At 63.6% G+C, this 13229-nt stretch carries 12 protein-coding genes and 4 pseudogenes; 5 read left to right on the top strand and 11 right to left on the bottom strand.

All coding sequences use genetic code 11. The features are described from left to right. Positions 1–734 precede the first annotated feature (734 nt). Positions 735–1844: a 3-oxoacyl-[acyl-carrier-protein] synthase III C-terminal domain-containing protein gene (locus ACZ7HQ_RS43625; protein ID WP_471002729.1), complete on the bottom strand. Its 1110-nt coding sequence runs from the start codon at positions 1842–1844 to the stop codon at positions 735–737. Positions 1845–2604: 760 nt separating this feature from the next. On the opposite strand from ACZ7HQ_RS43625, the gene ACZ7HQ_RS43620 reads away from it, so the two are divergent. The 3 genes and pseudogenes from ACZ7HQ_RS43620 to ACZ7HQ_RS43610 form a co-directional block, all read left to right on the top strand. Further along, a complete protein-coding gene (locus ACZ7HQ_RS43620; RefSeq protein WP_471002726.1) occupies positions 2605–3054 on the top strand; it encodes a hypothetical protein in 450 nt (149 codons plus the stop codon). Further along, complete coding sequence (locus ACZ7HQ_RS43615) at positions 3017–3487, top strand: transposase (RefSeq protein WP_471002723.1); 471 nt, start codon at positions 3017–3019, stop codon at positions 3485–3487. Before ACZ7HQ_RS43620 ends, ACZ7HQ_RS43615 begins: the two co-directional genes overlap by 38 nt. Continuing rightward, a pseudogene (locus tag ACZ7HQ_RS43610) lies at positions 3423–3578 on the top strand (IS30 family transposase); the annotation flags it as partial. The gene ACZ7HQ_RS43615 and the pseudogene ACZ7HQ_RS43610, both read left to right, overlap by 65 nt. Before the next feature lie 8 nt (positions 3579–3586). Here the strand turns inward: ACZ7HQ_RS43610 and ACZ7HQ_RS43605 are convergent. Then, positions 3587–4291: pseudogene (locus tag ACZ7HQ_RS43605) on the bottom strand (transposase family protein). Positions 4292–4361: 70 nt separating this feature from the next. Here ACZ7HQ_RS43605 and ACZ7HQ_RS43600 point away from each other — a divergent pair. Continuing rightward, positions 4362–4840, top strand: a pseudogene (locus ACZ7HQ_RS43600) (transposase); the annotation flags it as partial. Positions 4841–5211: 371 nt separating this feature from the next. Here the strand turns inward: ACZ7HQ_RS43600 and ACZ7HQ_RS43595 are convergent. The 9 genes from ACZ7HQ_RS43595 to ACZ7HQ_RS43555 all read right to left on the bottom strand — a co-directional run bounded on the left by ACZ7HQ_RS43595 (position 5212) and on the right by ACZ7HQ_RS43555 (position 11933). After that, complete coding sequence (locus tag ACZ7HQ_RS43595) at positions 5212–5586, bottom strand: nitrile hydratase accessory protein (protein WP_471002720.1); 375 nt, start codon at positions 5584–5586, stop codon at positions 5212–5214. Continuing rightward, complete coding sequence (gene nthA, locus ACZ7HQ_RS43590; protein WP_471002717.1) at positions 5583–6206, bottom strand: nitrile hydratase subunit alpha; 624 nt, start codon at positions 6204–6206, stop codon at positions 5583–5585. Before nthA ends, ACZ7HQ_RS43595 begins: the two co-directional genes overlap by 4 nt. A 31-nt stretch (positions 6207–6237) precedes the next feature. Continuing rightward, positions 6238–6957: a nitrile hydratase subunit beta gene (nthB, locus tag ACZ7HQ_RS43585; RefSeq protein WP_471002714.1), complete on the bottom strand. Its 720-nt coding sequence runs from the start codon at positions 6955–6957 to the stop codon at positions 6238–6240. Between the two features lie 179 nt (positions 6958–7136). Then, on the bottom strand, positions 7137–8096 hold the full coding sequence (locus tag ACZ7HQ_RS43580; protein WP_471002711.1) for a ferritin family protein: 960 nt from the start codon (positions 8094–8096) through the stop codon (positions 7137–7139). A gap of 37 nt (positions 8097–8133) precedes the next feature. Then, on the bottom strand, positions 8134–8499 hold the full coding sequence (locus ACZ7HQ_RS43575) for an MmoB/DmpM family protein (RefSeq protein WP_471002709.1): 366 nt from the start codon (positions 8497–8499) through the stop codon (positions 8134–8136). 2 nt (positions 8500–8501) lie between these two features. Beyond that, on the bottom strand, positions 8502–8852 hold the full coding sequence (locus tag ACZ7HQ_RS43570; protein WP_471002706.1) for a Rieske 2Fe-2S domain-containing protein: 351 nt from the start codon (positions 8850–8852) through the stop codon (positions 8502–8504). Then, positions 8849–9229, bottom strand: a complete 381-nt coding sequence (locus ACZ7HQ_RS43565) for a toluene-4-monooxygenase system B family protein (protein WP_471002703.1) — start codon at positions 9227–9229, stop codon at positions 8849–8851. Before ACZ7HQ_RS43565 ends, ACZ7HQ_RS43570 begins: the two co-directional genes overlap by 4 nt. Continuing rightward, a complete protein-coding gene (locus ACZ7HQ_RS43560) occupies positions 9147–10670 on the bottom strand; it encodes a YHS domain-containing protein (RefSeq protein WP_471002700.1) in 1524 nt (507 codons plus the stop codon). Before ACZ7HQ_RS43560 ends, ACZ7HQ_RS43565 begins: the two co-directional genes overlap by 83 nt. 528 nt (positions 10671–11198) lie before the next feature. Beyond that, positions 11199–11933, bottom strand: coding sequence for an IS6 family transposase (locus tag ACZ7HQ_RS43555; RefSeq protein ID WP_471002732.1), 735 nt, complete (start codon positions 11931–11933; stop codon positions 11199–11201). A gap of 42 nt (positions 11934–11975) precedes the next feature. Between ACZ7HQ_RS43555 and ACZ7HQ_RS43550 the strand changes: the two are divergent. Beyond that, positions 11976–13133 (top strand): annotated as a pseudogene (locus ACZ7HQ_RS43550) (transposase); the annotation flags it as partial. Positions 13134–13229: the final 96 nt, after the last annotated feature.

The following is a 13229-nucleotide window of genomic DNA, read 5'->3' as shown; positions in this document are numbered from 1 at the left end:
GGCGGTCTCCGAGGTGAACCGGTCACCGGTGAGCTGCATGCCGTCACCCGAGTCCCCCGCGAACCGGATGATCACCCGGTCCAGGCGCCGCACGTTTTTAGTTTCAGTTGACACAGACTCGGCTCCTGTCAGTCCTTGATCTTGCAAAGGAAACGCGCATCCGTCTCACTCATGCCTGTGGCGCATTTCCCCGTTCAGCTCGCCCTGGTCACCCGCGCATGTCCCTCACCAGATCCCAGCCCATTCCCAGCAGCAACCAGAACGGCACTATGTCTTCACGCACACTGCCACCGTCAACGGCCGCCGGTTCCATCGCTCGGTGTTGAGGAACGATTCTCGGAGCCGCCCTACCTCCTTCTATGTACTCTCCACCGGCCGGCCTGAAGCGGGACCGTGCACCTGTGCCAGATCCGCTGCCACGGACGGATTCATCACATGGCCTCGATGCGAGTCAGATTCGACGTAGGCAGAGCCATCACCGCCGCATCGCGAATGACGAGCGCGACCTGAGGGCTACGGTCACGAGGCATGGTAATGATGAGTCCACCCTGCGGGAGCGAGATCGCGGACTACATGTGTGGCGGGTCGGCCGCAAACACCGGGGAGATGTCAGGAATGTCGATTCCTTCACAGGAAATTGCGCAGTCTCCAACTGGTCTGGCCTGTCGGAGCTCCGGAGTGCAAAGCGTCTCCGCGCCAATTCCGGCGGCCTTCGAATATCGTGCTACACGCAATCAAGAGATGCTGGCAACCAATCGCCAGGGAGGCAGCCTCCAGTGGGAGGGGGATGGCGTCTCTTTCGGTGGCGGCGCGGTGCCAGCATTGGCTGAAATGTCCGACTGCAGCCGTACTGGTGACACGTCCGGCCAGGTCAGGGCTATGGAAACCCCTGTTCGGCCTTGGCTGAACGTTGTGAGCAGACCCCGGGAACCGGAACGCACACCTCCGTTTTCGGCAATGTCTACCATAGTCAGCGGGATGGAGGCCGCGCCCGTGTCACCGACCTGACCAATTCCGCTGAACCGGCAACTGGCAGCGATACCCAGCTGGTCACCGACCGCAGCAAGGAGTCGGTCAGGGAGCTGATGACCTATGAATGCCTGCACTGACCAAGCTGGCCAGTCGGCGCTCTTCAGCACCCGGTCGGCGGATGCTGCCATCCGCTGTACTGACTGTGCCTGCCATTCGCGGCCGCTCATCCGGGAGTAGTAATGCTCGCGTGCAACGTCCGGCTGACCACCGACGAGAGGCGAGCCGCTCGGGGCGGTATTGATCAGATAGCTATCTGTTCCGTCACCGCCGATGTCCACCGCCTGGATCGCGCCCGGCTCACGACGATGCCCTCGGCGCAGGAGCACCGCGCCAGCCGCGTCTGCGGGGATCGCCGCGGCCCCTCGGTCCAAGGGGTCAGTGGTCGACGGGTAGGCTCCGGCGCCGATCACCAGTGGCCTGGCGCATGCTCCGGTCTCCACTAGCGCACAGGCCAAAGCGAGTCCGTAAACAAAACCGCAGCACATCGCTGCCACATCCACCGCCGGCACCTGCTCAAGGCCTGAACGGTGGGCAACCTCCGATGCGGTCGTCCGGCCGGGGTTATCTGGCGTGGTGGCCGTTACCAGTACAAAATCCGCACTCTGTCGGGCAGACAGCAGAGCCGCTCGGCCAGCGGCCACCGAAGGATCCCCGGCGCTCGGGCCCGACTCCAGCGCACGCCTAATGGTTCCTGAGCGCGTACGGATCACCTCGCCGGAAGTGACTCGATAATCCTCCACATTCTTATGGCTCACCACCCGTTCAATCAGACACGCCCCGATCCCGCAAACCACTGCCACCAAAGTGCTCACCGGCCCATCTAGCTTCTGACTACCGAACGCATCCCGCTTCGCGTATCTGTGTGAGGAATTACTTGATGATCCACGCCTTCAGGAGCTCATTGAATGAGTGTGTACGATGCTCCAGCAGTATGTGGTAGTAAATAAATGCTCGCGCGGGCTAATCCAAGTCTCAGTAGGCCTGATGGCATTAATCAATGGACCGTTTACCTCGAGATTCCCGCACAGTCCGGCAACTGATTGGTCCGACGAAGATTTGACCTCCTGTGCTGGAATGATCGCCGACGGTTTCCAGTCTGCTGGCCAAACTTGGACACCAGTCTCCAACGCCCTTCAGTCAAAGGCAGTGCTTCAATAAACTGCGATAGCGAAGCGCCTTGCGCGCAACCAGTAGACCGCCCATGACCAGCCGCGCACAGATGTTCCGCAGGAACGATGACCGGCAAATCCGGTGATTTAGTGCGCTTGTGAAGCTTCCCCTTGGGCGTCGTCAGGTTGGTGTCTGGGTCTGTGAGGTGATCGTTTGGCTGATCGTCTTGGGGAGTTGCTGCTCGTAAAGGATGGTGTCCCGCCGTGTGCAACACCGTGACTCTGTTGGTGATCTTGCGTGGGGTGCTGACGGGAGGGCCGTGGGGTGCTTCGCTGAAGGCGTGCGGGGTGGCCTCGGGTCTGGGGTGTGGGTGCGGTGTCGTTACGGCCGAGGAATTTTCAGCGTATTCCGGTGAGGACGCTGCGGACAGCGCGGGCGGCGTGCCCGAAGGGGACGCCGGCGATGCTCATACGGGACCGGCTCGATGTCCTGTTCGAGGACGCGCAGTTCGCGGGGCTGTATCCCGACGACGGCAGGCCGGGACTCTCGCCTGGACAGCTAGCGTTGGTCGTTTCTGCGGCACATATCGAGCGGGCCCAGCGGGTGCACGGCGTCACTCTGCTCGGCCCCATCGCCGCCGACCACAGCGCCCAGGCCAAGGCCGGTTTAGGCTTCGGCAAGGCGGCCTTCACCATCGACTGGGCCAATGAGCAGGCAATCTGTCCGCGCGGGGCCACGAGCGTGTCCTGGACCAAGCTGAAGAGCAAGGACTACACCTACCTGCAGGCCCGGTTCGCTGAGTCGGACTGCCGGGCCTGCCCGTCCGGACCGCGCCCAGTGCACCTCTTCAGCCACCGGCCCCCGCTCCATCGCCGTGCTCCCCCGGCCGCTGCACGAGATCCAGACGCGTAACCGGCTTGATCAGCAAACCGAACAATGGCGCCGCCGCTATGCGATCCGCGCTGGCACCGAGGCCACCCTCTCGCAGAACGTCCGGGCCCACGGCCTGCGCCGCTCCCGCTACCGAGGCCTGGCCCGCACACACGTCCAGCACGTCCTCACCGCGATGGCCTGCAACGTCTCCCGAGTCTCCGACTGGCTATCCAGCACCCCCAGAACCCGCCGCCGCACCCCGCCCTTTCACGCACTGTGCGCAGCCCGCCGCATGATCCCACGCAAGATCACCAACAGAGTTCACACCGTTGCGTTTCGCCACCGTTGGTGGCGGTCGGCGGATTCAATTGGTCGTCGCAACATCTCTGTGAGCTGGAGGTTTGCGGATGGGTGCGGGGAATCGGCAGCGGGCGGCGAGGGAGTATCGCTGGCAAATGCCTTCGCCGGGTAGGCCGAGCGTGGCCTGGCGTGAGGATCGGGTCGGGTTCTGGCAGGCGATCGCGCGGGAGCTGAGCTCAGTGGACGCGGCGGCTGCGATCGGGGAGCCTTTTCAGCGGTGGGCCTCCAGGGTGAGGATGGCCTTTGTGGTTGACGTGAGTGCGTTCGGGCTGAGTCTGGCCTTGCGGAGGATCCGCCGGGTCTTGATCCGGGCGATGGTGCGTTCCACCGGGTAGCGGAGGCGGGCATGCGCCCGGTTGGCACACTTCTCCTTGGCATCGAGGTCTTTGCCAAGCCGTCGTCGGGCGGGGACGGGGATGCCGAGCCGGACGCAGGTGGCGATGATCAGATGTCAGCGGGCGGCGGTCAGGTCGTGCGTGTGGCCGGGCAGTGCTGGCGAGATCTACACCAAAGTGCCATCCGGGACCGTGATGACCTGCAGGTTCACTCCGTGGCGTCGGTGTTTGCCCGAGAAACCTCTGCGACCGCCGGCCACCCGGTCGCACTCGGCGAGGGTGCCGTCGAGCAGGACGTAGCGGGCGTTCGCCGCTCGCAGTGCCGCGGTCAGGCCCGGCGCGCGCCCCGCGAGCAGCGCGATCACTTGGTGGACGTAGGCATGAGCGGTTCCCACGCTGATGCCGAAGCCGGCTGCGATCTGCTCGAGGGTTTCGTTCTTGCGGAGGTACACCAGCGCAACCAGGGCCCGTTGCGCGGGCGGCAGTATGCAGCGGCGGTCACCCTCATGGGTGACGATCAGCATCGAGACCCACTCGACGAGGGCATGCGGGACGTCGAGTACGGCACGATAAGGAACCAACGAGGCCCCCGGACTGTGATGTTGAGACTTCAGACATCTCGCTCAACAGTCCGAGGGCCTCGCCCGTCACGCGACCGGCCTCGTCACCCGATCGGCGGCCAAATTGAAAAGCCTCGGGGTCTCCCCGGCCGTGGGGTCGCGGTGGTTTCGCCATGCTGGCGGGGTGAATCCGTGCCTTGCCCGGACCGTCTCGGGCCGCTACCTGTCGTTCGCCGAGCGGGAGGAGATCTCTGTGCTGCGTGTCCGGGGCATCGGCGTCCGTGCGATCGCGCGGCTCTGGGGCGTTCGCCTTCGACGATCTCGCGGGAGCTGCGGCGCAACGCGTCGACCCGGAGCTACCACTTGGACTACCGGGCCTCGCTGGCGCAGTGGCACGCCGAACGGCGTGCGCAGCGACCGAAGACCGCGAGGCTGGTGGCCAACCAGCGCCTGCACGACTATGTCCAGGACCGGTTGGCCGGAACCCTCGTCCACGCCGTGGACGGCAGGACCATTGAGGGTCCGCAGGTGCCGCCGTGGAAGGGCCGGAACAAGCCGATGCGGCAGGAACACGCGCCGCAGGCACAGCGCGGCCGGCGGACTGGCACCGGTGGAGTTCGAACGAGCCGTCACCGAAGCCCGGTCACGCTCGCCCCAGGAGGCTCAAGCCGCATAAGGAAGTCCTCCACGTTCCCAGGGGATTGACATGTTCCAAGGCTGGCCGCCCCACTCACGTCTGTGTCACACCGCAGCAGCAGGCGACCCCCGCCCAGCGCGCAGAGGGCACGGATGGGCGGGGCCGGGCCACTTCACCGGAATGAGATGGTCTCTGGACTCGATTGTCTACCGCGGTTGTTCGCCCCTTACCGAGCCCCCGGTGTAGCGGGATGACCGGGCGGGTTCAGGCAGCACGTCTGCGCTCCGGCTTGCCGAGCCGTCGATCAGAAGATCTCGTCGCGCGTCCGGGCACGGAACTGGGCCTCACGGTCGCGCAGGAGCTGAGAGTCGAGTACGCCAGTTCCCGCCAGCGACATCTCCAGCGCATCGAGCCAGCGCAGATAGTACTCCTCGACCCCGTCCTGGCCCTTCTCCGCGATCGCCTGCGCCAAATGGCCGCGGAATGTCTCCCACGTGAAGAATCCGGCCTGGCACATGCTGACCGCCACGCCGAACGCGCGGCTTTGCCATGGAGCTTCGAAGACCAGTTCACCGTTGCTGCGTGGCATGGCAAGTGGGCCGTCAATACAGTGGCTGACGCTGCGGTCGACCACGGCACCCTGGGCGCCTACGGCGCCGAAAACCGAGTCCTGCGTCATCGCGTGGCCGCCTTCGGCTCGATATCCGGCAGAACGGTCACTCCGACCATGGAGTCGCGTGTCACCAGCGCAGCGAGCTCCTCCTCGGACATGAGTTCAGAACCCTTGGGGCGCTGCGGGATCACGAAGTAGCGGACTTCGGCGTTGCTGTCGAGGACCCTGATATCCCTGTCGTCGGGGACGATCGTGCCGAACTCCCTCAGAACGGCGCGGGGTTCACGCACGACGCGCGCACGATAGGGCGTGTCCTTGTACCAGCGGGGGGGCAGGCCCAGGACCGGCCAGGGGTAGCAGGAGCACAGGGTGCAGACGATCACGTGGTGGACTTCGTCCGTGTTCTCCACAGCCACCAAGTTCTCGCCCTCCATGCCGCCGATTCCGAGTTCGGCGACAGCCTTGGTGGCGTTCTCCAACAGGCGACTTTTGAACGCTGGATCCGTCCACGCCTTGGCGATGGCGCGAGCCCCGTTCAACGGTCCAATGTCATTGGTGTAGATGTCGATGATCTCGTCCACGACTTCGCCCTGCAGTACGCCCTTTTCGAGCAGCAACGACTCCAGAGCCCTCGCTCGAACCTCACCCTCGGAGAGCTCACGCGGCCGGTGATTGTTTTCGCCCATGTCGGATGACCCTCTCCTCCGGATCCTTTGCTTACTGGGAGATAGCCTCCTGCCCTACGGCAGCGGCCTCGGGATCGAGATCCATGTACGACTCGAAAAGACTCAACACGACGCTGACATTCGTATCCGTACCCGGGCCCCATAGGTCGGTGGCCGCAAAGCGGACCATGTACGTCGGCTCCGGGTCCTCTCCGCCGCCAGCCTCGGTGTCCGGCAGGGGGTAGGTGCCGCTGTAGGACATGACCACCCCGGGCTTGCCCCATACGTACCACGGGAGCCGTGTGTGACCGGGGACAGCAAGCACCCGGGCACGGACGCGGTCGCCGGCCTGAAACGACCGCGGTTGGTCCGGTCGGCGCGCGCCAAGACCGGTGTACGCGAGGTTCTCGATACCTTCCCGCAGGCTCTGCGCGGCCTCCGGGTCCGCCGGGGCCGGGATGGCCACGGGTGTCTCACCGTTGCGAATAACCTGTTGGCGGGCGGTGACTTCTTCACGGGTCATGAAGCCGTCCCGAACGCAAAGCTCCTCTGCCGCCTCAAGCCAGTGCACGTAGTAAGGGGTCCTCAGATACTCGGCTGGTGGCATCTGCTCGATGATGTGGCGAAACTCGGCCAGCGACCAAGTGCCCTGGACGGCGCTCACTAGGACCAAGGAGAAGGCCAGCCCCTCCCACGGCTCATGGAACACTGAGTCGTCCTTCGTTTCGACCGGGCCCATGTGGTATCCGCCTACATCGTGGATTCCGATCATCGAAGACTCCTTGCAAGACCTCTTGCCGTTCATTTCTGGTTGCGGCAGGGACCTCCTGAGCATCTGCCAAGGTCCGGGTTGCCAAAGTTGCCTACTGCAAGCGATGTGGTTGGAAGGACTATCTCGCGCCTTCCAACCACATTCCAGCACTGGCTTACGCCAGCGGCAAGCACACCGCCTCAACTGAGTCCACAATCCCGGCGGATGGTGTTGAGCTGTACGGCCACGTGGTCCACGACGTCGTCCACCGCCAGAGGGCTGGGCGCCTCGGTGAAGAGCCCACTCAGAGTGGTCACCGCGTCGGTCGCGGTACGCTGCCAGGGCAACGCCCAGGAGCTCAAGGTCTCCTGTAGGTCCGGGCGTTGCTCGATGGCATAGAGGGCCAGGGCCGTACTCCAGTCACGACTGCGGCGGCTGTCCTGCCCGAACTCCTTGAGCAGGGACGCCAGCAGTGCATCACCGTTCTGCTTGGCCAGCAGAGCGAGGCTGCCATTGAGGAGCGTGTCGAGCGCAGGCTTAAGGGCGAGGTTCAAGGCGGCGAACGCTTCTCCCCAGTCACGGACGGCAAGGAGCTGCTCCAGCGCTCGCCGCAGTGGTTGCCACACGGGGTCATTTTCCCATATGTCGCGTGCCGTGGCGGTGGCAGCCAGGTCGTCAGCGTGAGCCAGTGACAGGGACTTCACCCAGTAGGCGAGCCATTGAATGCGGCGCAGTTCATCGCCGGCCTGGAAAGCGGCGCAGTTCACGATGTAGGCGGTTGGCGCCATTTGCGACACGTACATGCTCGCCATTTGGAGCACGTGCAGAGGAAACCGCATGGGCACCGCAAGTTTCCGGAGGATCTGAACCCATTCCGGCTGAAGGCTCTCGATCGATGTCGCAGATTCATGTTCATCGATGAGAGCATCCACGTAGGTCTCTCGACCGTGTTGCTGCAGAACGTACTTCCTGTACGTCAGGCGGTGCGGGTCACGAAAGGATTCCCAGTCCTCAACCTGAAATGGAGATCCTTCGCGGTACCTTCGGTACCACTGGTTCACAGGCGCGTCAGGAGAGATCTCGAACGGGGCGGGCTCGCGTCGGAAGCTGTGGAGAAATTGCGCGTTCACGATCTCGTACTCACTCGGCTTCCTCTTCACGTCGCCGAGTGTGCTCCACGCCTTCGCTTTTGAGGGCTTACGACTTTGCACTGTCGGTCTCCCGATTCTCCAGATACCACGTCAGTTGATCCTCGGTAGCCGACATCCGTCCGGCGAAGGCGGTGAGGACATTTTCAATCTGCGACAGTGGGTAGGCGAAGCCAAGCTCATCTTCGAGGCTTGCCCGGGTGAGTCGACACTCCCATGCCGTCTGAATACGTATGTATCCTCCCCTGTCGATCACTTGGATGCTGTTGTCCCGGTTATCCGCTTCGATTGCGGCGATGATTGCATCCGCGAGTTCGGAATCCGTCCCGCGTATGATCGGCCCAACCAATTTTGGGCCAGGCTGCGGCTTTTCATTTAGCACAGGTACCCCTTGGTCTTCGTCTCCCACGCTCACCGTCAACTGCTCACCTTGTCTGTGTCAGCCGGGACGGCGATGTCCAGCCACTTATCGTTGAGGCGGACAGGATATTCACGGAGTCGGCAGTTCTCCGGATTGATCCCTCGGCCATCGGTCAGATCGAACTCCCACAGGTGACTGGGACAGACGAGGGTGTTGCTGTCCATATCCCAGTCACCGTCAGCCAACAGGGACCCTTGATGCGGACATTTTCCTTGGAAGGCCTTGGCGGGGCCGTCGACGAGCCGCACGAGCAGAATGTCCTGGCCTTCGATCTCAACGTCCAAGACTTCCCCCTCGAGCAGCTCGTCATCAGCCAAGGCCGTCACCCAGCGGACGTTGTCGCTCACGCGTACGCCACCCGCAATATATCCATTGGTCCTATGCCTGCATTTTGGACGGTTTCCTTTGGGTCGAGTCGATTATCGTCGTGCCAGACCTCTATGGGCCGGCCCTGTGGAGGGACCATGGCTCCGACTGCCTGGTGGGCTATCGTCTCGGCCACAGCCGCCAACGAGTCAGCATCGTCGATCGGGATGAGCCGAACCATCAGGTCACCGTCGAATACGGCTCGGACGAAAATTACAGACACGGTTCCTCCACTCTGCTCGTCGCCCTGCAAGGGAAATGCAATCCAGCCACGCTCAGGCACGCCGTAGGAGAGTTGCCGGCGTCCCCTGGTTGAGGTCAGCCCACGCGTATCCGGTAGCGTCCTTTCCGCTCTCATCAGGCGAAATGCCCATGTACGCCAGCACACCCTCCAGGGTTGCGGGCTGAATCTGACCGGCGGCGAACCGGTCAGAAATCGTGAGTTGGCCGGCATACCGGTCCGGGGCCTGTTCGAAGATCCACTTACAGGGCGCGGAGCAGAAACTGTACTTGCGGCCGTTGTACTCCACCGTCAGCGGCTCCGGAGACGCGAGATGGCCCGCAAGGTGGCCCACAGGGGTAAGGATCGCCAGGTTGCAGAGGTTGCACAGAATGGGCAACGTCTCCGACATGGTACGTTCGACCCTGCCTTCTCGGACGTTCTGTGTAATCACGTCCCACGGCTTACCGAAGGTTTTATTCCACCCCGGGTACTTCTCTTCGAGCCAGTCTCGTTCAGCCGCCGACATTCCCGCATCCGGATCCCACCACAAGGTGGGCCGCAGGTACCACAGACCCAGATGATAGGCGTGGTGTATCCACTCCACCTCCGACAGGAAGTGGTCATCCCAGTACCAAGGCTTCTCCAGTCCGACTTCACGGATCTGGTCAAGGAACTGTTTGATGATCCACTCATTCATAAACTCCTTGAACGAGCGCGCACGATGCTCCAGCGGCGAGTAGTAGTCCGTCGAGACGCCGGTCAGCAGGGAAAACAGCCGCCACCCCCGCCAGAACGAGATCTCGACCAGACGCTGGGCCACGTCTTTACGGCCATTGGCCGTCAGCACCGCGATCGTTGCCCCACCCTGCTGAGCGTGACGCGCTTCGTCGGTCTGGACCGAGGCAACCAATGACGCGAAGTCGATGTCACCTACGCTGAGGGCATCGGCAGCCAGACTCATGAAGTGCAGGTTGGTGAAGCCGGTCTCCAACGAGAACGGCAGCTGTACCCCGATCGTTACAGCATCGGAAGCCACCGCCATGTCTTCGATCTCAGAGCGGTTGGCGATTGCGCCCCAGTTGTTGGTGTGCTGCTCCTTGTTCGCCCAGTCGACCCGGGGCTCCTTCCCCAGCAGCTGGTAGGAGAAGTAGAGATGGATCTGGGTGTGACGGATTTCATCCAGGAAGCCGTATACTGCCTGGTTGCGCCATGCAGCCGCGCGCCCGAACCGGGCCATCCGCAGATCGCCGAATCCAGCCATGTACTCCGTGAACGGCGCAGCGCTGAAGTGGATGAGTGCGGCTGACTTCCAGCCCGGATCGAGCTGTTCATACGTCCTCGAACGAGTGACTACGGAGTTCACCGCATAGACAGACGTTTCCTTTACCGTCTGATTCTGCACGTACTCGCGATAGCTGATCTTGTAGGGCTCATCCCAAGACCACCAGGACTCGGCGGGCATGCCGAACTTGGCACACATGGTGTCAGGGAATGCCTCTGCTTCATCGACGTACGCCAGCGTCCAGTTCATGTCACGGGCGAGGTCGTACCAGTCTGATCGGGCAAGTCGAGGCATGTCTGTCCTCTCCTTCCACGGCTCGATGGAACAAGCACGAGCCATTTGCTTCATGGACTGCGGTGCACAGCAATCGCACCCAACAGCCGTGCAGAACGCTGCGCCCCTTCAGTAGACCGTCCACGACCCACCGCACATAGACGCTGCGGACGAGGGAACGGACTCAAACTCGGTGACATTGCGAGCTTGTGAACGCAGGCCGGCCACATAGGTGGCCTGGGGATCGTCAAATTGTTGGTGAGGCTGGTGGGTTGGGGGCTGGTGAGGATGCGGGTGTGCTCGCGGTGGCACCTCGGTCAGCCGGTCGCGGGCACGCCGGTGACGGCTTTCCAGACGCGGAAGCGTTCGGTCATCTCGGTTCGGTAGTCACTCGCTGTGATGAGATGGCGGCGGGGGCGGAAGTGGGTGGAGATCCGGGAGAAGGCGGCGAGAAATCTCTGAGCCGTTCCGACGGGATCGTCAAATTGTTGGTGAGGCTGGTGGGTTGGGGCTGGTGAGGATGCGGGTGTGCTCGCGGTGGCACCTCGGTCAGCCCGTCGAGGGCACGCCGGTGACGGCTTTCCAGACGCGGAAGCGTTCGGTCATCTCGGTTCGGTAGTCACTCGCTGTGATGAGATGGCGGCGGGGGCGGAAGTGGGTGGAGATCCGGGAGAAGGCGGCGAGAAATCTCTGAGCCGTGCCGACGCTGCGGAAGCCCTTCATTCTGCGCTCACGCTCCCGTGTAGGGATATGCGAGTTTTCTGCCCTGTTGTTCAGATACTTCGAGCTGCGGTGCTCCACCGAGGGCATGACCTGGCGGTGAGCGGCCCCGTAGGAGCGGAGCTTGTCGGTCACGATCACCCGGGGCACGGTCTCGGTGCCCTTGAGGAGCTCGCGGAAGAACCGCCTGGCCGCAGTGGTGTCCCGGGTGTTGGTCACGAGGATGTCCAGGACGTTGCCGTCCTGGTCGACGGCCCGCCACAGGTACCGCATCTTCCCATTGACCTTGATGAACACCTCGTCCAGATGCCACTTATCACCCGGCTTCGGCTGCCGGCGGCGCAGCCGCGCTGCGTACTCAGGACCGAACCTCTCGCACCACAGCCGGATCGCCTCGTAGGAGACGGTGATCCCGCGCTCGAAGAGCAGCTCCTCCACATCACGGAAGGAGAGGGAGAAACGGTGGTACAGCCACACCGCGTGGGAGATGACCTCCGGCGGGAACCAAAACCCCTTGTATAACGGCGCTGCAGCGGTGTCCACGACCGGGCCCTCCCATGAAATCCCCCGAAGATCACCACACGCCTCGCGAACTTGACAACACCTCTGGGACTGTTCCCAGGCTTGGGCTACCAACGCGTGTGGGACAAGCTCGTGGCCGGCCTGTTCGGGCTCGACCTGCATGCCCCTACAGAGGCGGCCCTGCGCCACGTGCGCAAACGGCTCGGGCCGAAGCCCTTGGAGTTTCTCTTCAACGTGCTCGCAGTGCCGTTGGCACGTCCTTCAACGCCGGGCGTGTGCTACCGGCGCTGGCGGACCGTCGCCTTCGACGGTTGCAGCTCACTCAAGGCCCCCGACCTGCCACGTATCCGGGCCCTGCTCGGCAAGGTCCGGCACCACTGGGGCGTGTCCGGCTACCCTTCCTTGCGGCTGACCGTGCTGTGCGAGACCGGAACCCGGGGCCTCCTCGGCGCCGTCTTCGGCCCGTCCGAGGCCGGCGAAATCGTCCAGGCGTCCCAGCTGCTGCCAAGGCTGACCTCGAAGATGCTGCTGCTGGCCGACCGTGCCTTCGACGGCGACGACTTCCTGGGCCGCGTCGCCGATACCGGAGCTCAGTTCCTGTTCAGGTTGTCCGCCCGCCGACGCCCCGCGGTGCTCGCGGTCTTGCCCGACGGCTCCTACCTGACCCGCTTCCACCACGTGCATGTGCGTGTCATCGATGCGGACATCACCGTCACCACCAGCGAAGGTCATAGAATTGCGGGGCGCTACCTGCTCGCGACCACGCTCACCGACCACCGCCGCGACCCGGCCGACACTCTCATCCGCCTCTACCACGAGCGCTGGGAGATCGAGACCGCCTACTACTCCCTGCGGCACACGCTGCTGACCGGAAGGGTTCTGCGCTCCCAGGACCCACGCGGCCTGGAGCAGGAGGTCTGGGCCCTGCTCACCCTCTACCAGGTGCTGCGGATGGCCATGACCGACGCTGTCGCAGCGCTTCCCGGAGTCGACCCGGACCGCGCCAGCTTCACCGTGGCCCTGCACACTGCGCGCGACCAAGTCATCCACGCTGACCACATCGTCCCGGAACAGGCGGACAGCAGGGGCATGGCGGCAGCGATCCGCTCAGGCCTCCTGCCACCCAGATGAGCACGCACCAGGGCCCGCAAGGTGAAGTGCCCGACCTCTCGCTACCCGGCGCATCCGACCACCGGACACCCCCTGAACAGCCAAAACATCACCAGCTTCGCGGTAGTACTCCGTGTCCCGCGTCAAGTTTGTGGCTCACTGATCTTGCTCTGAAAGTTGGGGATGCAGGGTCGGGGTGCGGTAGACCTCGATCGGGCGGTGGCCGGC

The organism is Streptomyces sp. NPDC037290 (assembly GCF_055603245.1).
Note: the sequence above shows the minus strand (reverse complement) of the source record. Positions and strands in the feature narration are given on the sequence as shown.